Genomic DNA, 20407 nt, shown 5'->3' on the forward strand with positions numbered 1-20407 from the left:
GGCCGCAGCGACGAATAGTCAAAAAAGGCCGTCACCTTTGGCCGTCAGCGGCTGGCGCGCCAGAAGGCGATACGGTCCTGCAACCGGTAGCCCTGGATAATCGCAGGCATGAACCACGGATCGCCGCGATAGAGCGGGATGGCCGAAGGCGGTCGAAAGTCGAACGCCGTGCGGGACTGCTCGCCATGCCTCATCAGCTTGTGGGCCGCACGCATGCCGATCCATGGCGCCCAGACCACGCCCGAACCGCAGAAGCCGGTGGCATAGACCACACCTTCCTTCTCGAAGATGCGGGGCAGCATATCGCGGTTCATCGCCACGTTGCCGAACCAGCAATGCGAAAGGCGGACGTTTTCCAATTCCGGGAAAAGGTTCACCAAGCCCTTGCGTAGCAGAAGTTTCGGCGCCACCGGATCGCCGACGCGAGAACTGTCGCGCCCGCCCAGCAGAATGCGTTTCCCGTCGGGCGAGGGACGATAATAAAAACCGAGTTGCCGGTTTTCGGTGATCGTCATCAGCTTCGGCATCAGTTGCGCCATGACATCGGGCGCAAGTTCCTCGGTCACGATGATCCGGCTGCGGACCGGAACCAAGCGGCGACGCAGGAACGGAGCGGCGCCGTCGGTATAGCCATTGGTGCAGACCAGAACCTGCCGTGCATCCACCGTCCCTGCCGGTGTCGTGACGCGGAACCCCGAACCATTCCTCTCGATCGATTTGACCGCTGTATGCGAATGGACCGTCAACCCGGATCCGAGCGCCACCCGCAGGAGTTCAGCGTGGAATTTTGCGGGATGCAGCGCGCCAATGTCCATCCGGACGGTTCCACCGCGGTAGAAATCGGTGCCGATATAATTTCGCTGCTCGGCATGCGGAACGGCGTAGGACTGGATCCCCAGTTTCTTCGCCAGTGTCTCGGCGCCACGCGCCATTATCTCATACTGTTGATACCCGAAAGCGCCTTTGAACTGGCCAACCAGCCGGAAGTCGCAGTCGAGCCCTTCGGTCTTGATGAAGTCGTAGAGGAATTCGCGCGCGATCTTGCCCTCGGCCTCGATCGCCATGGCCTTCTCTTCACCGAAGCGCCGGGTGATCGTGGCATGGTCCGGCCGGATGCTGCCGCTCGTAATCCCGCCGTTGCGCGTGGAAGCACCCTCGCCCGGATGCATCGCATCGAAAGCGGCGACCGAGCGCCCCTCGCGCGCCAGCACAAGCCCAGCCGAAAGCCCGGCATAGCCGGCGCCGACAATCACCACATCGAGCTTCTTTGCCAGCGGCTGCCGCGGCAGCGGCATGACGGGCGCCGCTTCCCACCAGTAGGGCGTGTTCTTTTCGGCGACTTTGGGCTCTTGCACGTGACTGACTTCTCTTGATGTTCCAGGGATTAAGAAAGCGGCCGCTCGCGGCACTTCAAATATGGTCGTCCCGGACGTCCAGCGCGTCACGCAGTCCGTCACCAATGAAATTGAAACTGGTCACCGCGATGGTGATTGCAGCTCCGGGAATGATGGCCAGCCAAGGTGCGCTGCCCAGATATTGCTGGGCGCCGTTGAGCATGTTGCCCCAGCTGGGCAATGGCGGCTGAATTCCGTAGCCCAGGAAGCTGATGTAGGCTTCCATCAGAATGGCGCGCGCGACCGTCAGGGTGGAAGCAACGATAATGGGTCCCATGGCGTTGGGCAGTATCTCGCGGAACATGATGTGGGTGCCGCTCAATCCCAGCATGCGCCCGGCCAGGACGAACTCGCGTTCCCGCAACGAGCGGACTTCCGCTTCCACGATACGGGCAACCTCCATCCAACTGGTGAGGGCGATGATGACGGTGATCATCACAGGGCTGGGCTTCAGTGCCGCAGCCAGCGCCAGGAGCAGAAAGATCGAAGGGAACGACAGGAAGCCATCGACCGTGCGCATCAGCGTCGCCCCGATCCAGCCGCCGCGATAGCCGGCGATCACGCCGACAAGCGTGCCGACGAGGGTCGACAACACCATGGCGAAGAAACCCACCAGCAGCGAGATTCGTCCCGCCATCAACAATCTTGCCGCAAGGTCGCGGCCAAGCGGATCAGTGCCCAGAAAGTGGTGGCCCGTCAGCGGTGGGGCAAAGCGGGCCCGCAGATCGATATACAGTGAGTCATAAGGCAGTAGATGGGGGCCGAGCACGCAAGCAAGCACGAGGAAAATGATCATCGCCAACCCGAGCAGCGCCAGGCGGTGTCTCATGAAACGAAGCGCCGCGCGGTTGTTTGTCCATCGGCTTGGAGCTGCATTTGCGGTGAGAGCGGTCATATCGGCTGTCTCCTGTCGGGGAAGTTGCGCGCTCAAGCCAGGCGAATACGTGGATCGACAATAGCGACGACAATGTCGGCGATTAGGTTTCCAAGCAGAACGAGGATGGCCGAGAACATCAAAAGCCCCATCACAACCGGATAGTCGCTATAGCCAAGGCTATCCAGGAACAACCGTCCCATTCCCGGCCAGGTAAAGACGGTTTCGGTCACCAGAGCGCCGGTGAGAACACTGGGAAGTTGCATCCCGGCCAAGGTAATCATCGGCAAGAGTGCGTTGCCGACGACATGCCTCATCAGAATCCGCCGTTCGCTCAATCCCTTGGCCCGAGCCGTCTTGACGAAGTCCTGGCTGATGGCGTCGAGGGTCGCCGTCCGCATGTAGCGGCTCCAGATCGCGACATGGACCAGCGACAGCACGATGCTTGGCAGGATCAAATGGTGGAGATATCCCAGGATCGAGGCATCTCCGATCTCGGACATATTGCCCGCGGGCAGCCAGCCCAGCTTCAGGGAAAAGATGTAGATGCCGACGAGTCCGAACCAGAAGGTAGGGACCGACAAAGCGATCATGGCACCGACAGTCGCTAGATAGTCGAATAGCGAGTAGCGGCGTGTGGCGCCCCGAATTCCAATCCAGGCGCCAATGGAGATCGCAATCACGGTTGAAGATCCCATCAGCAGCAGCGTGGCGAACACGTGGCTGCCAATGATCTGCAATACCGGCGCTCCGTCGCGGAAGGAGTGTCCCCAGTCGCCCTGCAGCAGCCGCCATGCCCAGTCCAGGTATTGGATCCATATAGGCCGATCGAGGCCAAGCAATCCCTTCAGCCGCTCGATATCCTGCTGGGTCATTCCGGGATCGAGCCCGAATTGCGCCAGTGGGCCGCCCGGGAGGAGGTTCAGAATGCCGAAGCCGATGATCGAAACGATCACAAGCAGCACCAGGCTCTGCGAGAGGCGATTGAGCAGGAAGCCGCGCATTCTGAGTCCTCCGTTGTGGGTTGGCGATTTTAGGCTGTTGCCGTCGCCGCAGTGAAATCCGGCGACGGCAATAGGATGGATCAGGCCTTCCAGCGCCAGTCTGCGGCATGCCACGACGCGGTGCGCGTGTTGGCATTGGGCTTGAAACCGTCCAACCCTGCCTTGCGTCCGAGCACGTTGGTGATCGCTAACAGCGGCAGGAAGGGCAGATCATGACGCACCACTTCCTGCACGCGGTTATAGATCCCGTGCCGCTCTTCCTGATCGAAGCTGCGAGCACCCTTTTCAAGCAGGGCATCGACTTCGGGGTTGGAATACTGCCCGGTGTTCGAACCGTGCCCGCCTTGAGCAGCGATTGCCTTCGTATGGAGGCGGTTTGTGGCGTCGGGGTCCGCGGCAATCAGATAGGTAACGCCCACCATGGCGGTGTCGAACTGCGACTTCAGCCAGAATTCGCCCCACATGACCGCAGCCGGCAAGTTCGAGATCGTCATCTCGACGCCGATCTCGGCAAACGTCTGCTGCAGGAACTGCTGCGTCTGCTCGCGAAGATTGTTGCCTGACGTCGTCGAATTGGCAAAGGACAGTCGCACTCCATCCTTGGCGCGAATTCCATCCGGGCCTGGCGCCCAGCCGGCCTCATCCAGAATTTGTCGCGCGCGGTCCATATTGAATTCCTGCGCGGGCAGGTTCGGATTGTAGTAGTAGGACTCCTTCGGCATGAAGGTCTCGGTGAGAGTGCCCACGCCGTAATAGATCGTGTCAACGATCGCTTTCCTGTCCATTGCGGCGTAAAGCGCCTGGCGCACTGCCAGGTCCTTGAACTGCGGGCGCCCCAGATTGAGGTAGATCGACTCCACGGATGCGCCGGTCTCCAGTGTCACCACGCGGTCTGGCAATTCGCGGGCTTCAGCATAATGGTCGGCGGTAATGTAGGATTGATCGACCAGGTCGACGTCGCCGCTCTTGAACTGCGTGTAGAGCACCGTCATATCGGGGATGTATTTGAAGATGAGCTGCTCGACATAGGGGCCCTCGCCGGCATACTCGGGGTTGGCGACGAGCTCGATATGGTCGCCGGCTACCCGTTGGCTCCACTTGAAAGCGCCGGTGCCGATCGGCGCCTGGTTGAACGCCGCTGTATTCGGATCGCCCTCTTTCCCCAGGATGTGCTTGGGCACTATGAAGGTTTCGGCCAGGAACGACAGATAGGGCGCAAAAGCCTCCTTCATCCGCCAGGTGATCTCGGTGGGCGAAACCACCGTAATGTCCTGCACGAGCGAATGGCCGCTTGTACGCCAAGCGCGAAATTTCGGGTTGGTGATGAGCTCAAGGGTGAATTTCACGTCCTCGGCCGTGAAGGGCTCGCCGTCGTGCCAGCGAACATTGTCACGTAACCGGATGCGCCAGTTGAGACCATCCTCCGAAATGCCGCCGTTCTTCTGGCTTGGCACCTCGGCCGCGAGGTTCGGCTGAAGGACACCTTCGGCATCCATCCTGACCAACGCATCGAAAACCGAGAAATGGACCGCGTCATCGACTTCGATATGCGCCATCAGCGGATTGAACACCGTCGGCTCTTGTGAGAGGCCGACGACGACGCGACCGGCCGGGCCCGTGGCAGGGGTCTTGGCGAAAGCGGACTTGCCCAGAAGATTGGGCGCGATCAAGCCTGCAGCCCCACCTAGCGCCATCAGTCGGAGTGCCTGGCGTCTCGAATAGTTGGATGTAGTCGTTGCATTTTTGGTCATCGTAGTTCCTCTCTTGTTATTTTTCATGCGTTTGCTGCAATGGGACGGGCATTGCCTGGCCGCTCCCCCGGAATCGCCGCCACGAGTTGGCGCGTGTAGGCTGCTTGCGGGTTCAGGAATATCTGCGAGGGCGGTCCGCGCTCGACGATCCGGCCCTTCTGCATCACGGCGATTTCATCGCAGATTTGGCTGGCGACTCGCAGGTCGTGCGTGATGAAGACCATCGATACGCCAGTCTCGCGCTGGATCTGGTCCAGAAGCTGCAGGATCTGCGCCTGGATCGACACGTCGAGCGCGGAAACCGCCTCATCGGCAATGAGCAGCTTCGGTTTGAACATCAGCGCGCGCGCGATGCCTATGCGCTGGCGTTGCCCACCCGAGAACTCGTGCGGATAGCGGCCGAAGGCGCCGACATCGAGACCGACATGGGCCAGGAGCGCCCGCGCTTCCTCGCGCGCTTGGGCGTAAGGCATTCCGTGTGCCACCGGACCGACCGTGATGATATGGCCGACCGTTGAGCGTGGGTTCAGAGACGCGAAGGGATCCTGGAAGATCATCTGGATCCGCGGTCGAAGTGGGCGGAACTTCGCTTCGGAAAGCTTGGCGATGTCAGATCCCTCGAACAAAATCTCGCCGCCGTCGCTGTCCAGCAATTTGATCAGAAGCCGGCCCAGCGAGGATTTTCCTGAACCGCTCTCGCCTACGACGCCCAGGGTGCGGCCTTGCGCCAGTTCGAACGAAACCTCGTTCACCGCCATCACAATCCGCTGCGCTCCGAATAGCGCGCTGCCGCCACGATAGGTCTTCACCAGACCTTCGACTTTCAGGATCGGTTCCTTGCTGGCGGCTTCCGCACGAGGGCGATCTTCGCCGGTCAGATGCGGTACGGCCGCGATCAGGCGCTGCGTATAGGGATGCTTGGGCGACTTCAGCACCTGCTCGGCGCTGCCCTGCTCGACGATGTGACCTTTTTCCATCACCACGACGCTGTCGGCGATCTCCGCCACCACGCCAAAATCGTGGGTGATGAACATCACGCTCATGCCCTTGCGGCGCTGAATGTCGCGGATCAACTCCAGAATCTGTGCCTGGGTGGTCACGTCGAGCGCAGTGGTTGGCTCATCGGCGATCAGCACCGTCGGCTCGAGCGCCAAGGCCATGGCGATCATGACGCGCTGTCGCTGCCCGCCCGAAAGCCGGAAAGGGTACTGATGATACATGAGTTCGGGGTCAGGCAGGCCCACTTCAGTGAGCAGCTCGATGGCGCGGTCGCGGCAGGTTTTTGGCGTGCCGTATCCATGCGCGGCCATGACCTCGTCAATCTGCGCGCCCACGGTCATCAGGGGATTGAGCGCCGAGAGCGGATCCTGAAAGATCATCGACACGACCCGACCACGCAGGTTGCGCAGCTTGTCGGGCGACATGCCGATGATGTTCATCCCCTCCAACTGTATTGAACCCGATGAGAGGCGGATCACCTTGGGCAGGAGCCCCATGATCGCGTTCGCCGTGACCGACTTGCCTGATCCGGACTCGCCTATGATGCAGAGGATCTGGCCGCGTTTCAGATCGAACGAGATATTCTCGACCGCATGGACCCGCTCCATCCCGGCCGGCAGGCTTACGGTCAGATCGCGCACCGAAAGCGCTATGTCATGGGGGGCAACAGCCTGGATGCTTGCGACCATCTGGATCAGATCCCCTTCAACCGAGCGGGTCCACGCTGTTGCGGACCGCATCATCGCCCTTTGAGCAGAAGCGCCTCACCGCAACAGCCGTAGCCTGGGCATCTCGACGCTTCGCACGCTGAGGCCGCGAGAGACGGGTTCTGCTCATCCAGGCCACTCCCTTATGAAAATCCGGCCGTGTACCGAACTGTGTTCCCTTTTCTTGGAGAACTCACCGATGGGGCAAACTGTGCCTTATCGGATGTCCTCTGGAGCCTGCCCGCCATAAAGAGGTTGGCTCCGTTCTTTCAGCCAGTTTGACTGTTCTGTTTCCGCAGAGTCATCGAAACTTGGCCCGCGAGCAGCACGAACTTCTGAAAAGAGCGTCCGAATTGGCATTTCACTCTGTTTGGCCTGATGATGATAGCGTGGGATAGGTGAGAGTCTGAGAGTGATTGCCCCAAAAATGAATGAGCAATGAGGCCAGCCGCCGTGCCGACCTGTCCAAGGCGGGCACGGCATTCCTTGTCACAGGAATTTGCACGATCCGCCGCGCCGGGATTTTCCGCATTTGAAATGGATTGGCACCCATCCAGGCGTTGAAGGTAGGTAGTAACCGGCGTCACCTGTACGAAGCCCGTGATGCGCCCATGCGATGCCTCATCAGGATGCCTGTAAAATGGTAGTGCGGAACCAAGCACGGCAAACTGTGCCGCTCATCGAGAAACTCTACCCGGCCTATCAATGCTCGGTTGCTGCTTTTCGATGCCGGTCGACCACATTCAGCTAGGCGAAGCTCGCAGGGCGCTCTTTCAAAGGTGCTGGGGGCTCAGGCCGCTGAACTGCGCTTGGAGCCACTCTGCGAGTTCAAACTCCACACCTTGCAGTTCACTCGACCCCAACCATATCAACCCATATTGACTGCCGTCGGGGTCAAAGCCAGCAGGCGCCGCCAGGCTTCCTCGTTCCACATCGTCAACCGCGAGTACGAGCGGACTGAGGGCTACACCCAAGCCTGCGGACGCTGCCTCGACGATCAGCGCGTGATTGTCGTAGTATCGCATTTCTGTGGGTCGACGCGCCGACGGATGGGTCTTCAGCCATTGCGCCCACGCGTCAGGTCGAGTCTTCGACCCGAGAGCGAGATAGTCGCCACGTTCGAACGCTGGCACCACTTCCGGCCTCATAACGGGCCCAACCGTTTCGGGGAAAAGGGTCCGGACGTTCCATGTCTCGGGCACAGCGAAGTCCAGCCGTCGAATAGCGAGATCGACCTGTTTCTTGCGAAATTCCACAAGCCCACCACCCACGGAGAGGTGGAGGGCCATGTTCGGATGCGCCACTTGAAGCGCCGCCAGGCGCGGAATAAGCCAACGCATGGCAACTGAAGGCTCGCAGGAGAGCACAAGGGCATTCTTCCCGGCATTGGCGGTACGCAGGCTTTGCACTGTGGTGGCCAACTCACCGAAGAACTTCCCGAGAGTCAGGTTGAGTGTCTCGCCAGCCGGGGTGAGCCGCAGGCCTCGCCCATTCTTTTCAAACAACCTGACCCCGATGTCATGGGCGAGTTTGGTGATACGGCGACTCACGGCGCCGTGCGTGAGCGCAAGCGAGTCTGCTGCAAGCCGGACCGAACCCAGCCGCGCTGTTGCTTCGAACGCTCGCAGGTCGTCGAGCGAAGGTATGTCCGAGCGATCCATCAGTGACAATCTATCACCGATTTCGTCAGAAACTATCGCTATTCATACTTGGCGACGTTTTGTTAATTGATGCATGCGCACCCATCATCAACCCAGCATAGCGGTCCTCGCCGATGACCTCACCAGCGCGGCAGATGGCGCAGCACCTTTCGTCGCCCGCGGCTTGACTGCATCGATCGGCAGACGCCAGCTTCCGAACCAAGCGGCAGCGGTAATCGCAGTCGATAGCGGTTCGCGGTCTGCTACTTCGTCGCAAGCGTTCGAGGCGGTCGCTCGATTGACCGCACGACTTGCCAGCCGTGCCGTGCTCTATAAAACGGTGGACTCCACTCTACGCGGCCACATAACGGAGGAGCTTGAAGCATGTTTTGCGGCGAGCGGCCGCAAATCGCTGCTCTTCGCGCCGGCGTTCCCCCAGGCCGGACGTACGACAGTGAGGGGCATTCAGTTCGTTGACGGCATCCCGGTGTCGGAAAGTGCGTATAGCCATGACCCCGTGCATCCCGTGCGGCATTCCGCGCTAGTCGACCTGGTCCCCAACTGCATCAAGAATGTCAGGCTGCTTGATGCAGAAACGCAGGAAGAACTCGATTCGCAGATTGCTTCCATCGAGGATCCAGAGTCGGTCCTTTGGGTTGGTTCTCCCGGAATGGCTGCAGCCCTATCGCGGCGTTTTGTGCAAGCGAAGACCCCACCGCCATTGCTCGATGGCATCAGTAGCGATGTCTTGGTCGTCATTGGGAGCGCAAATTTGCGCAGTCATCAGCAGGCAGACCAACTCCAGGAGGTCAGGGGCGTGATGCTGCTGCGCGGACCAAGGGCGCGCGAGGCGGACTCGGCAGCGGTGCTGCGCCGTATCGCACAAGACGCAGCGCAAGAGCTTCAAAGCCCACGCTTCGGCGCTTTGATCGCCACCGGCGGCGACACGATGGACGCGATCCTGGATCTTCTCAACGTCCGTGAGTTCGAGATCCTGCAAGAACTCGATCCCGGATTCCCACTTGGTCTCGCCAGGCTTGGCGATGGGCGCTCGCTCCTGTTCGCGATGAAGGCCGGTGGCTTTGGCAGTGACGACGCCCTGACGCGCGCCGTCGCGCGGATACGTGGAGCAACCCAATGAAGAACATTCCCCCGCTTGCTCTCACGATGGGCGACGCCTCCGGCATTGGACCGGAGATCGTGGCGAAGGTGCTTGCGAAGGGCGGCGAACGCGTCGTCGTGTTCGGCAGCTATGTTGTCATGCAGGATATTGTACGCCGGCTCGGGTTGAACATCGAGGTGCGACGCATCAACGCTGCCGATGCAGCTCAATTCGAGCCGCGGCGAATTGAAGTTATCGAAACCACCCGCATTACCGGGTCCCCACCAATCGGGCGTATCAGCGCGATCTCCGGGCAGGCGGCCTTCGACGCCATCGTTGCAGCGATCGCAGCAGCGAAGTCCGGACAAGTGAGCGGCATCGTCACGGCCCCGATCAATAAAGAGGCGATGGCCAGCGCGGGAATCCGCTACCCCGGCCATACCGAAATTCTGGCCGACTACGGCGGCGCCAAGCGCGTGGCGATGATGCTTGCGAACGATGACATCCGCACGGTGCTCGTCACGATCCACACGTCGCTGAGCAAGGCGATCGAACAGGGCGATTTCGACGCTCAGCTATCCGCCATTCGGCTCGCCCACGACGGTGGAAAAGCTCTCGGCTTCGCGATCCCGCGTGTCGCCGTAGCAGGTCTCAATCCGCACGCAGGTGAAGGCGGCCTCTTCGGGGACGAGGAAATCCGGATCATACAACCTGCAATCGACGCGGCCCGAGCCGAGGGCATCGACGCCACTGGCCCTTATCCGGGCGACACCGTCTTCATGCAAGCACGTCAAGGCCGATTCGATGTTGTGGTGGCACAATACCACGATCAAGGGCTGATCCCTGTGAAGTATCTCGGGCTGGAAAAGGGCGTGAACATCACGCTTGGCCTGCCGTTCGTCCGCACCAGCCCAGATCATGGCACGGCCTTCGACATCGCGGGCCGGGGGATTGCAGACCAGGCCAGCTTGGAAACGGCGCTTGCCTACGCCAAGCGGCTGGTAGCGGCGCGAACCAAAACGAACTAGATTCGAAAGGAACCACCATCGATGGGGTTACGCTTTATCTTCATGCTTACGCGCAATGACCGCACGGTTCCGGACGCGTCGCAGCAACTTCAAACCGCGCTCAGCTTTGGCGTGCGGCACATCGGGTTCAAGGACATCGGCGTGCCGATCGAGCAGCTGAAAGGCCTCAATGCAGCCATCAGGACGGGCGGTGCAACTTCCTATCTGGAAGTCGTGTCACTGGACCGCGAAAGCGAAATTGCTTCGGCAAAGGCAGCTGCCGCAATCGGCGTTGACGTTCTTCTTGGTGGCACGCGGGTCGACGATGTGCTGCCGATCCTCAGGGACACCGGCATCCAGTACTTCCCGTTTCCGGGTCGGATTGCCGGTCATCCGAGCGTGCTTGAAGGCGCCATCGACGAAATTGTCGAAAGTGCCAAGACGATTGCAGGGCGCGATGGAGTGCATGGCCTGGACCTGCTGGCATACCGTTCGGCGCAGAACGTGCCCGAGTTGATGAAGGCTGTCTGCGCTGCGGTCACCAAGCCTGTCTACATTGCAGGTTCGATCGACACCCCTGAACGAATCGCAGTCGTCCAAAGCGCAGGCGCAGCTGGTTTTACGATTGGGACTGCGGCTTTGGATGGCAAGTACCCGGCCAATGGGAATGACCTACCAAGCCAACTCACCGCGATCATTCGCGACGTCGCTGCCCTGAACAAGCACCTTTCGCCAATTCACAAGAAGAATTTGTCAATTGAGTTTGCCGGGCTGCACGCGCCTTGGGAGCCTAAAGTCGAGGTGCATGTCAACAACATGCAAATCCAGGTCGCCCTGTTCAAGGGAAGCTCTAACTGGTCATTTCGGCAGCACGACGATCAGCTGTTCTTCGTTCACCGGGGACGCCTGCTCATGAAATTTCGTGACCGTGAAGAGATCATCGAACCCGGAGAGTTCATCGTCGTTCCATATGGCGTTGAGCACAGTGCGGTGGCCTTGGGCGAGGAAGGATGTGAAGTGTTGCTGGCAACGTCAACCGCTCTACCCTGCTACCCACCCGCGGGAACTGATCTCGCACACTCTGAGCGATCTCAGTTGACTGCTTAGCACGACGGAACCGACTGCTAGGTTTCAGTGAAATCATGACGCAAGGCGCAAGAGCAATCATGACCGTGGCTATAGTGCTGCATCGCGCCGACGGCGCACCCGTTGCAAGCTCTTTCCGCAGGGCAGCGTTCGGCAAGGACGACCCCTTGGTGGGGCATCGCGAAATCGCCTGGGAAGGACCGGACTCGATGATCGTGGGCCGAACCAGCTTTATTGGTGAGCTCGAAGTCGCAAGCTTCCCCCACATCGAAACCATCGTCGTGGTGGAAGGAGAGCTGATCCCCACGGCGACCGGGACGGCCCGCTGGTGCTCGGGCCGCAAGCGGCGTTGTCATCGGATGTGGCACCGCGCTTCGGATCCAGAGCGGATCAGGCGTGCGGTTTTCGTTCTGCGCAGCCGCTTGCGACAAACCGACGAAGCCCGGCCTTGTCCAACTGTTCGCCGACGCCGACATCAAGCCGTCTGCTTCGCTACCGGCCGAGGCCTTGCTTGGCCCGGCCCCGCAATGCCGCAGCGACAACGTCTTCTCCAGCGACGGCGCGGATTGCCATGCGGGCACGTGGGATTCGACCCCATAGGCCGCTTACGCAATCGACGCCCCTTCACACGAGATGGCTTTGAGGCTTCAGCCTACCTCCCCTGTGTGAGGTGGGACGCCAGCGAGCTTTTCACGCAATAATTTGCATGTCCTAAGGCTCACTAACCGCAGGATATTCCGTCCAGGCACACAACTCCGCAGCCTGTCTATTCTCGGCGCGGGTTAGAATGCTTCAGAGTAACCGGAGTCCCGTAGATGCCCGCGCCGCTAATGCACATCGAGTGCAGCCCTTCCCTGCCCCGCGAGGCGGACGTCGTCGTGATCGGCGGCGGCGTCGTGGGCGTGTTCACGGCGTATTATCTCGCACGCCGCGGCTTCAGCGTCGCCCTGGTCGAGAAAGGGCGGGTGGCCGCCGAGCAGTCCAGTCGAAACTGGGGCTGGTGCCGCCAGCAGAACCGTGATGCGCGCGAGCTGCCGATGGCGACCAAGAGCCTCGATCTCTGGGAGAAGGTGGCACAGGAGACTGGCGAGAACACTGGATTTCGCCGGTGCGGGCTCCTCTATCTCTCACAAGACGAAAATGAGCTGGCGGGCTGGGCGAAGTGGCGTGACTTCGCCGGGACAGTGGGCGTTACGACGCATGTGCTGAGCGCGGAGGAAGCCACCGAGAAGGGCAAGGTGACCGGACGCAAGTGGAAGGGCGGCGTTTTCTCACCGACTGACGGAACGGCGGATCCGTCCAAGGCAGTGCCGGTTGCCGCCCGCGGTACCATGGCGGCCGGCGGTACCGTCCATCAGCATTGCGCGGCGCGCGGGCTGGAGTTGAGCGCTGGCAGGGTCAGTGGCGTCGTTACGGAAGCGGGAACCATCCGTACGAAGACCGCGGTCATGTCCGGAGGCGCGTGGGCTTCCTCCTTCTGCAACCAGCTTGGTATGCGCTTCCCGCAAGCTGCCGTGCGTCAATCCATTCTAGCCGTGGCGCCAGGCGCAAGCGGCCTGCCCGATGCCCTGCATACAGCGAGCGTCTCGCTGACGCGGCGCAGCAACGGTGGATACACGCTGGCTATCAGCGGGCGGGCTCGCGTCGATCCAACGCCGCAGCAGTTCAGGTTCAGCCGCGAGTTTATCCCGATGTTCGCCCGCCGCTGGCGCAATCTCGCCCCGGGCGCCTTCGAGGGCTGGCGCCAAGGCCATGAAAGCCTGCGCAAATGGGGCCTTGACGATATTACGCCAATGGAACGGAACCGGATTCTCGACCCGAAGCCCGACATGGGACAGATTCGACTGACATATCGAAGAGCCTGTGAATTGATCCCCGAACTCCAGCGCGTCGCAATCTCCGATGCCTGGGCGGGCTATATCGACAGTACACCCGACGGCATTCCCGCGATCGGTGAAGTGGAGGGGATTCCGGGCTTCATCCTGGCGGCGGGATTCAGTGGTCACGGCTTCGGCATTGGCCCCGGCGCGGGGCATATGATCGCCGACATCATTACAGGCAGCGAGCCTATTGTCGACCCGCGTCCTTATAGGCCCGAACGCCTGAAGACCGCTGCGTGGGGCAAGGTCGCTGAATTCTGAGAAGATCAACTTACAGGTAACAATCGGTCGCACACGAGATTAAGGCTGCGAGCAGCCGTGCTGAAAACAGGGAAGTGACGATGCGCGAATACGAGATTGCCGCCATTCCTGCCGACGGGATCGGCCCGGAGGTGATCGCCGCCGGTCTCCAGGCGCTTGAGGCGCTGCAGCAGCGCTGCGGCGACTTCAAGCTGCGCGTCCAGCACTTCGACTGGGGCTCGGACTACTACAAGGCCAATGGCCGGATGATGCCCGAAGATGGAGTGGCGCAACTGAAGCGCTTCGATGCCATCTTCTTTGGTGCGGTCGGCGCTCCCGATGTGCCCGACGACATCACGCTTTGGGGTCTCCGGCTGCCGATCTGCCAAGGCTTTGATCAATACGCGAATGTGCGGCCGACCAGGATATTGCCGGGCATCGTTTCGCCGCTGGCGGGCGTTGGCCCCGGCGATCTGGATTGGGTGATCGTGCGGGAGAATTCAGAGGGTGAGTATTCCGGCCATGGCGGCCGTGCCCACCGCGGCCTCCCAGAGGAGGTCGGAACCGAAGTCGCGATCTTCACGCGCGTCGGGGTCACGCGCATCATGCTCTATGCATTCCGGCTGGCGCGGTCACGGCCGCGAAAGCTCCTGACTGTGGTTACGAAATCCAACGCGCAGCGTCACGGCATGGTAATGTGGGATGAAATCGCAGCCGAGGTGGCGCAAGAGTTCCCTGACGTCTCGTGGGACAAGATGCTGGTTGATGCTATGACGGTGCGTATGACACTCAAACCTCGCAGCCTCGATACGATCGTCGCCACCAATCTTCACGCCGACATTTTGTCGGACCTTGCGGGCGCGCTGGCGGGCAGTCTCGGCGTTGCACCGACCGCCAACATTGATCCCGAGCGGCGCTATCCCTCGATGTTCGAGCCAATTCACGGATCGGCCTTCGACATCGCCGGCAAAGGTATTGCCAACCCGGTCGCCACCTTCTGGACCGCTGCCCAGATGCTCGAACATCTGGGCGAAAGCGCAGCCTCCGTCCGGTTGATGAGCGCAGTGGAAACAGTGACCAGTGAGGGCGTGCTGACGCCGGACGTGGGTGGCACAGCGACCACGCAGGACGTGACGGACGCCGTCTGCCGGACGATCCGCAGTTCGAACGTGTGACAGGTTTGCGATGAAGCTCGACAAGATCGACATCAAGATCTTATCCCAACTGCAAAAGAACGGGCGGGTCACCAACGTCGAGCTTGCCGACCTGGTCAACCTCTCGCCGAGCCCTTGCCTGATGCGGGTGAAAAAGCTTCAGGCGGAAGGCTTCATTACCGGCTATTCCGCCCAGATCGATGTGTCCAAGCTCGGACAGACTCTAACGATCTTCACCGAGGTCACGCTCAAGCACCATCAACAAAACGACTTCGCGAGGTTTCTCACAGCCGTTCAGAAAGTGGATTCCGTCATCGAATGCCATCTGATTTCGGGCGGGTATGATTATCTTGTGAAGTTCGTCACAGCGGGCATAAGCGAGTATCAGACGATCATGGAGCGCATGCTCGAACTGGATATCGGGATCGACAAATATTTCAGCTTCGTCGTGCTGAAGTCACCGATCGTAAAATCCCATTTGCCTCTCGATGTCATTTTCGACAAATGAAAAGCCGCTCCGCGGTCTGAACACCTGGAGCGCGCGCCGGTGTTTTCTTCTGCTGAGGTCCCATAGCTGCAACTTGCTTGGCACCTGGCGGAGTGCGGCACCACCCTGAGGGTTTGCTTCGTCCCCGCTCGGCGTCTGCCGCCTGGACGGGGGAGCTCCGGCGATGGCGAGGATCAGCCCTTCATCGCCGCCCGCACATCCTTGTCTTCGAGGGTTTGATCCAGCGTCATCCGGGTGCGTTCCAGGATACCATCGATTTCGTCGTCCGTGCAGCAGAGCGGTGGTGCAAAGCCGAGAATGCCGCTGTTGAAGGCGCGAATGACAAGGCCATTCTCCCAAGCGCGGTCGAAGATGCGGCGTCCCGGATCTGCCGCCGCCGGCAGCGGCGTTTTGCGCGCCTTGTCGGTCACCAGTTCGACCGCGGCCAGCATGCCGCGACCGCGAATATCGCCAACCAGCGGGTGATCGGCGAGCGAGCGGAGGCCCTTCATCAGGCGCCTCCCGGCCTTCCGGCCGTTCTCGAGCAAGCCATCTTCATAGAGACGCAGGCATTCCAGCCCGACCGCCGCGCTCACCGGATGGGCTGAGTAGGTATAGCCGTGGCCGACAGCCGTTTTGCCGGCCCCGTCCGCGATCGTATTGTAAACATGGTCGGTCATGAAGACGGCGCCCATCGGCACGTAGCCCGACGTCAGTCCTTTTGCCGTGGTCATCAAATCCGGCACGACCTCGTCTTCCTCACATGCGAACAGGGGCCCGGTGCGGCCGAAGGCGGTGATGACTTCGTCGGCAACGAACAAGACGTCGTGTTCTTTGCACACGGCGTGCAGTGCCTTCAGCCAGCCTGCCGGTGGAACCAGGACACCGCCCGAACCCTGGATGGGTTCGGCGTAGAAAGCCGCGACGCGATCAGCACCCAGTGCGGCGATCTTGTCCCGCAGTGCCGCGACCGATGCGTTGATGATCGCCTGCGGGTCGGAACCGACCGGATTGCGATAGGCGTAGTGCGAAGGTATCTTGTGCTGCCAGTCGTAAGGCACGCCGAAGCCAGCATGGAAAGCCGGAAGCGCGGTCAGACCTGCGCCAACCGTAGAGGATCCATGGTAGCCATACTCGACCGAGATAAACTGGTCTTTTCGCGGCGTCCCCTTGGCATGGTAGTAATAGCGAACGAAACGGATCGTGCTGTCAATCGCGTCGGAACCGCCCAGCGTGAAATAGACATGGTTCAGATCGCCAGGCGCCAGTTCGGCAAGGCGCGCTGCGAGACGAATGGCGGGCTCAGATCCTAGCCCGAAATATCCTGTCGCATAAGGAAGCTCTCTTAGCTGCTTCGCCGCTGCTTCGACGACGCTTTCTTGCCCGTATCCGATGTTGACACACCAGAGACCCGCGAACCCGTCCAGCAAGGTTTTCCCGCTTGCCTCGGTCACCGTTGCGCCCTTGGCGGATTTGAGCACCCGCACGCCCGTTTCTTCATGGCTCCGATAGCTTGAAAATGGGTGAACCAGATGTGCACGATCGAGTTCGATCAATGAGTTGGCCAGCATTTCTTCCTCCGATTCAGCCTAGCGCCTGACTAACGAGCGCATAAGTTTGGTGTGACCTGATTTCGACCTTCGGCTCGTCTGCGGTTCGTCGCATCGTGATGCCACCGCCGACGTGGGCCAGCCCGCGACGGGTGAGCCACTCGCCGAGAGCCGTGGATTCGTCGGTGTCGATACGGACAAACTCGCCCGCACTGTCGGCCAGCAGGAAGTCGATCAGGCATCTCGCTTCGTGAAGCTTCCTCCCCACCACCGGCCCAATCACCAGCCCTCGGCCAAACCGACGAACTGCGGCAAACGCCTGAACATTGCCTTCATTGCGAACGACGGCGAACTTCGCGCGCTCGCGCAACGAGCGCATGAGCGCCGACCGGTCATGACCAAACGCCGCGCGATCCAGAGCAACAAGGCGCGCGTGGTCGCTGTCCTTGCCCCATGACACATGTGCCGGTGCGTCTACAGACGGCGCCAGGCCCTGGTGTTGCACGATCTTGCCGGTCGCGACGAATCCCAGCTTCTCGTAGAGCGCGAGCCCTTCCTGCGTCGCCACCAAATAGCAGGTGCGCCCGCCTGCCTTGGCAAGCGCCTCCTCCATCAGCTTGCGACCGAGCCCGCGACCACGCATTGCGGCATCGACAATGACCATGTTGACGGTGGCGGCATCGTCGCCATAGGGCGTCATCAAGATCGTCCCCACCACGCGTCCTTCCTCCTGGACAACGACGCCTTGGCTGAGCGATTGCATCAGTTCCCAGTCTTCACGACGGTGCGGCCATCCAACATGACGTGATAATTCGACAGCATCCCTCAGATGCGCGAATGTCATCGTTTCCAGCGTAATTTGCTGCGTGGTCATGGTTCAGTCCGGGCCTGAATTCTCTGAGCTCAAGGTAGGCTGCCGCAGACAGCAGTTCCTTCCGACCAGGAGCTGAGCGATAGGTGTTTTGACTTTCCTTTGCCGCCGGCGCCGCATGTTATGCGGACGGACAGCGGGCCGATCGCGCTCCCCTCGCAGACCGAAACGGTCTCGGGCGCAACTCTCTGCCAAGGCTCTACCGCGATACGAAACAATCTGCTTCGGGGCGCATCGAATGCGGCGACTCGTCTTGTTCGGCTCTCATTATGATCCTCGCTGTTAAAGGCACGCAGTGCCGAAAGATTGGAAGGATCGACGCCCATGACCCAGTTCAGACCGAAATATATCATTTTCGACTGCTACGGCACGCTGACCAACTTCGACATGGCCGGCGCGGCGCGACGCGTTTATGGCGCGCGACTATCCGCAACCGTGATGGCGCAGTTCATCAAGGACTTCTCGGCCTATCGTCTCGATGAGGTTCTTGGCGCCTGGAAGCCCTACAGCGAGGTCGTGCACAATTCCGTGGAGCGCGCCTGCAAGCGCAACAATGTGACGTTCCGGCCTGAGGACGCCCAGCGCATCTATGCGGAAATCCCGACATGGGGTCCGCACCCGGATGTACCGGCGGGGCTGGCCAAGGTCGCCAAGGAGATTCCGCTGGTGATCCTGTCGAACTCCATGAAGAGCCTGATCATGTCGAACGTGGAGAAACTCGGCGCACCTTTCCACATGGTCATCACGGCCGAGGAGACCGGCGCCTACAAGCCGCATATGAAGGGCTTCGAGTATATGTTCGACAAGCTCGGCTGCGGCCCGGAAGCCGTTACGCATGTGTCGTCCTCGTTCCGCTACGATCTCATGACCGCCTATGATCTTGGCATCAAGAGCAAGGTCTGGGTGAATCGCGGCCACGAGCCCGCGAACCCCTTCTACGAATACACCGAGATCAAGGACATCGGCGGTCTGGCCGGCGCCGTCGGGCTGGAGCCCGTTCGTGAATTCGCCTGAACGTCTGTTGTTAGTGCAGTCGCGCCAGGCTGATACCCTCCCACCACGTTAATGATCACTGGTCGCAATACGGAGAAAGGGGCGGTTTTCACCGCCCCTTTCTTGTTGTTCCAACACTTTGGAAGCTGCAGGTGTCTCCACCTGCTTGCAAGACAACTAGTTAAGTCCGCCAACATGAAGCGTCTTGACCTCGAGATATTCCTCGATGCCGAGCTGCGATCCTTCGCGCCCCACCCCTGACTGCTTGACACCGCCGAAAGGCGCAACCTCGGTCGAGATGAGGCCGGTGTTGAGCCCGACCATGCCGAACTCCAGCGCCTCGGCCACACGCCACGAGCGCTTGAGGTTCTCCGTATAGAAATAGGCAGCAAGGCCAAATGGCGTACCGTTCGCGATCGCGATAGCCTCTTCCTCCGTCTCGAAGCGAAAAAGCGGCGCCACCGGACCGAACGTCTCTTCCGATGCCAGCAGCATCTCGGTCGTAGCCTCTCCCAGCACGACGGGCCGTGCATATTGCTTGCCGTCCGGCACTGTCTCGCTCTGGGCGATGATCCGCGCGCCTTTCGCCTGTGCATCCGCGATATGACGCTCGATCTTGTCGATCGCGGCCGCGTTGATCATCGGGCCGATCTCAGTGCCGTCATCGGTCCCTGCGCCAACCTTCATCCCCGCTACGCGCTGGCTCAGCTTTTCGGCAAAAGCGTCGTAAACGCCCGCTTGCACCAGAATCCGGTTCGCGCAAACGCAGGTTTGACCCCCATTGCGGAACTTGGATGCGATCACCCCCTCGACTGCATTGCCCAGATCGGCGTCGTCAAACACGATAAAGGGCGCGTTGCCGCCGAGCTCGAGGCTGAGCCGCTTGATGCTATCGGCCGCGCCACGCATGAGCAGCGCTCCTACGCGGGTCGAGCCGGTGAACGAGATCTTGCGCACCGTCTCGTTGGCCATCAGTTCGTTGCCGATTTCGGTGGGCATGCCGGTGACAATGTTGATCACCCCGGCCGGAATACCTGCCCGTTCCGCCAGAACGCCGAGCGCCAGCGCCGAGAATGGCGTGAATTCCGACGGCTTAATGACAACCGTACAACCCGCGGCCAGCGCCGGCGCCACCTTGCGCGTGATCATCGCGTTGGGGAAATTCCATGGCGTGACGATGGCACAGACGCCGACGGCCTCCTTCAGCACCAGAATGCGGCGGTCGGGCGTTGGCGACGGAATGGTCGAGCCACCGATCCGGCGTGCTTCTTCGGCGAACCATTTCACGAAGGAGGCGCCATAGCGGATTTCACCGCGTGCCTCCGCCAGAGGCTTGCCCTGTTCCAGCGTCAGCAGCAACGCCAGGTCCTCTTCATTTTCCCGTATCAGGCTGTGCCAGCGTTCCAGAAGCGCTCCGCGTTCGGCATGGGTCCTGGCCTTCCAGTCCTTGAACGCCGCCTGGGCTGCATCTATTGCAGCCCTTGTCTCATCTCGGCCCATGTCGGGCACGGTTCCAAGCACCTCCAGACTGGCCGGATCGGTCACATCGACAGTCGCGTTGCTGTACGCATGCTGCCAGACATCGCCAATCAGCCCCCGCTGGCGAAACAGATCCCCATCTTTCAGGAAACCAATCTTCGTAATTGCGTTCATGGTCTTTTCCTCTGC

The 20407-nt window shown here is 60.7% G+C and carries 16 protein-coding genes; 7 read left to right on the top strand and 9 right to left on the bottom strand.

Annotation, left to right across the window (positions count from 1 at the left end; genetic code table 11):
- Positions 1-44: 44 nt before the first annotated feature.
- The 6 genes from FJ949_RS23215 to FJ949_RS23240 all read right to left on the bottom strand — a co-directional run bounded on the left by FJ949_RS23215 (position 45) and on the right by FJ949_RS23240 (position 8390).
- Positions 45-1355: an FAD-binding oxidoreductase gene (locus FJ949_RS23215; protein ID WP_140499527.1), complete on the bottom strand. Its 1311-nt coding sequence runs from the start codon at positions 1353-1355 to the stop codon at positions 45-47.
- Positions 1356-1410: 55 nt separating this feature from the next.
- The gene (locus FJ949_RS23220; RefSeq protein ID WP_140499530.1) at positions 1411-2289 is read right to left on the bottom strand and encodes an ABC transporter permease; all 879 of its coding nucleotides are present in this window, start codon (positions 2287-2289) and stop codon (positions 1411-1413) included.
- 32 nt (positions 2290-2321) lie between these two features.
- The gene (locus FJ949_RS23225; RefSeq protein WP_140499531.1) at positions 2322-3272 is read right to left on the bottom strand and encodes an ABC transporter permease; all 951 of its coding nucleotides are present in this window, start codon (positions 3270-3272) and stop codon (positions 2322-2324) included.
- A gap of 80 nt (positions 3273-3352) precedes the next feature.
- The gene (locus FJ949_RS23230) at positions 3353-5023 is read right to left on the bottom strand and encodes a peptide ABC transporter substrate-binding protein (RefSeq protein WP_140499533.1); all 1671 of its coding nucleotides are present in this window, start codon (positions 5021-5023) and stop codon (positions 3353-3355) included.
- Between the two features lie 23 nt (positions 5024-5046).
- A complete protein-coding gene (locus FJ949_RS23235) occupies positions 5047-6711 on the bottom strand; it encodes an ABC transporter ATP-binding protein (RefSeq protein WP_140499535.1) in 1665 nt (554 codons plus the stop codon).
- Between the two features lie 791 nt (positions 6712-7502).
- Positions 7503-8390: a LysR family transcriptional regulator gene (locus FJ949_RS23240; RefSeq protein ID WP_140499537.1), complete on the bottom strand. Its 888-nt coding sequence runs from the start codon at positions 8388-8390 to the stop codon at positions 7503-7505.
- A 73-nt stretch (positions 8391-8463) separates the two neighbouring features.
- Between FJ949_RS23240 and FJ949_RS23245 the strand changes: the two genes are divergently transcribed.
- The 6 genes from FJ949_RS23245 to FJ949_RS23275 all read left to right on the top strand — a co-directional run bounded on the left by FJ949_RS23245 (position 8464) and on the right by FJ949_RS23275 (position 15346).
- A complete protein-coding gene (locus tag FJ949_RS23245) occupies positions 8464-9510 on the top strand; it encodes a four-carbon acid sugar kinase family protein (protein ID WP_140499539.1) in 1047 nt (348 codons plus the stop codon).
- A complete protein-coding gene (gene pdxA, locus FJ949_RS23250) occupies positions 9507-10499 on the top strand; it encodes a 4-hydroxythreonine-4-phosphate dehydrogenase PdxA (protein ID WP_140499541.1) in 993 nt (330 codons plus the stop codon). The genes FJ949_RS23245 and pdxA overlap by 4 nt, the downstream gene beginning before the upstream one ends.
- Positions 10500-10520: 21 nt before the next feature.
- The gene (locus FJ949_RS23255; protein ID WP_140499543.1) at positions 10521-11585 is read left to right on the top strand and encodes a cupin domain-containing protein; all 1065 of its coding nucleotides are present in this window, start codon (positions 10521-10523) and stop codon (positions 11583-11585) included.
- A 794-nt stretch (positions 11586-12379) separates the two neighbouring features.
- Positions 12380-13705: an FAD-binding oxidoreductase gene (locus FJ949_RS23265; protein ID WP_140499545.1), complete on the top strand. Its 1326-nt coding sequence runs from the start codon at positions 12380-12382 to the stop codon at positions 13703-13705.
- An 80-nt stretch (positions 13706-13785) separates the two neighbouring features.
- Positions 13786-14859: a tartrate dehydrogenase gene (locus tag FJ949_RS23270; RefSeq protein WP_140499547.1), complete on the top strand. Its 1074-nt coding sequence runs from the start codon at positions 13786-13788 to the stop codon at positions 14857-14859.
- A 10-nt stretch (positions 14860-14869) separates the two neighbouring features.
- Positions 14870-15346, top strand: a complete 477-nt coding sequence (locus FJ949_RS23275; protein ID WP_140499549.1) for an Lrp/AsnC family transcriptional regulator — start codon at positions 14870-14872, stop codon at positions 15344-15346.
- Between the two features lie 173 nt (positions 15347-15519).
- Here the strand turns inward: FJ949_RS23275 and FJ949_RS23280 are convergent, their stop codons facing one another.
- A complete protein-coding gene (locus FJ949_RS23280; protein ID WP_140499551.1) occupies positions 15520-16896 on the bottom strand; it encodes an aspartate aminotransferase family protein in 1377 nt (458 codons plus the stop codon).
- A 13-nt stretch (positions 16897-16909) separates the two neighbouring features.
- Positions 16910-17749, bottom strand: a complete 840-nt coding sequence (locus FJ949_RS23285; protein ID WP_140499553.1) for a GNAT family N-acetyltransferase — start codon at positions 17747-17749, stop codon at positions 16910-16912.
- Between the two features lie 321 nt (positions 17750-18070).
- Between FJ949_RS23285 and FJ949_RS23290 the strand changes: the two genes are divergently transcribed.
- Entirely contained in the window at positions 18071-18760 is a 690-nt protein-coding gene (locus FJ949_RS23290; RefSeq protein ID WP_140499555.1) for a haloacid dehalogenase type II, read from the top strand.
- Between the two features lie 156 nt (positions 18761-18916).
- On the opposite strand, the gene FJ949_RS23295 is transcribed toward FJ949_RS23290, so the two are convergent.
- Positions 18917-20392, bottom strand: a complete 1476-nt coding sequence (locus FJ949_RS23295) for an NAD-dependent succinate-semialdehyde dehydrogenase (protein ID WP_140499557.1) — start codon at positions 20390-20392, stop codon at positions 18917-18919.
- Between the last annotated feature and the right edge of the window lie 15 nt (positions 20393-20407).

The organism is Mesorhizobium sp. B2-4-1 (assembly GCF_006442185.1).
Taxonomy (GTDB): Bacteria; Pseudomonadota; Alphaproteobacteria; order Rhizobiales; family Rhizobiaceae; genus Mesorhizobium.

Bases quoted from the DNA above. Each gene is read 5' to 3' on its own strand.
- FJ949_RS23295 (WP_140499557.1), bottom strand. From the start codon at position 20,392: ATGAACGCAATTACGAAGATTGGTTTCCTGAAAGATGGGGATCTGTTT.
- FJ949_RS23220 (WP_140499530.1), bottom strand. From the start codon at position 2,289: ATGACCGCTCTCACCGCAAATGCAGCTCCAAGCCGATGGACAAACAAC.
- FJ949_RS23280 (WP_140499551.1), bottom strand. From the start codon at position 16,896: ATGCTGGCCAACTCATTGATCGAACTCGATCGTGCACATCTGGTTCAC.
- FJ949_RS23265 (WP_140499545.1), top strand. From the start codon at position 12,380: ATGCCCGCGCCGCTAATGCACATCGAGTGCAGCCCTTCCCTGCCCCGC.
- FJ949_RS23235 (WP_140499535.1), bottom strand. From the start codon at position 6,711: ATGGTCGCAAGCATCCAGGCTGTTGCCCCCCATGACATAGCGCTTTCG.
- pdxA (WP_140499541.1), top strand. From the start codon at position 9,507: ATGAAGAACATTCCCCCGCTTGCTCTCACGATGGGCGACGCCTCCGGC.
- FJ949_RS23230 (WP_140499533.1), bottom strand. From the start codon at position 5,023: ATGACCAAAAATGCAACGACTACATCCAACTATTCGAGACGCCAGGCA.
- FJ949_RS23240 (WP_140499537.1), bottom strand. From the start codon at position 8,390: ATGGATCGCTCGGACATACCTTCGCTCGACGACCTGCGAGCGTTCGAA.
- FJ949_RS23225 (WP_140499531.1), bottom strand. From the start codon at position 3,272: ATGCGCGGCTTCCTGCTCAATCGCCTCTCGCAGAGCCTGGTGCTGCTT.
- FJ949_RS23270 (WP_140499547.1), top strand. From the start codon at position 13,786: ATGCGCGAATACGAGATTGCCGCCATTCCTGCCGACGGGATCGGCCCG.
- FJ949_RS23255 (WP_140499543.1), top strand. From the start codon at position 10,521: ATGGGGTTACGCTTTATCTTCATGCTTACGCGCAATGACCGCACGGTT.
- FJ949_RS23290 (WP_140499555.1), top strand. From the start codon at position 18,071: ATGACCCAGTTCAGACCGAAATATATCATTTTCGACTGCTACGGCACG.
- FJ949_RS23285 (WP_140499553.1), bottom strand. From the start codon at position 17,749: ATGACCACGCAGCAAATTACGCTGGAAACGATGACATTCGCGCATCTG.
- FJ949_RS23275 (WP_140499549.1), top strand. From the start codon at position 14,870: ATGAAGCTCGACAAGATCGACATCAAGATCTTATCCCAACTGCAAAAG.
- FJ949_RS23245 (WP_140499539.1), top strand. From the start codon at position 8,464: ATGCGCACCCATCATCAACCCAGCATAGCGGTCCTCGCCGATGACCTC.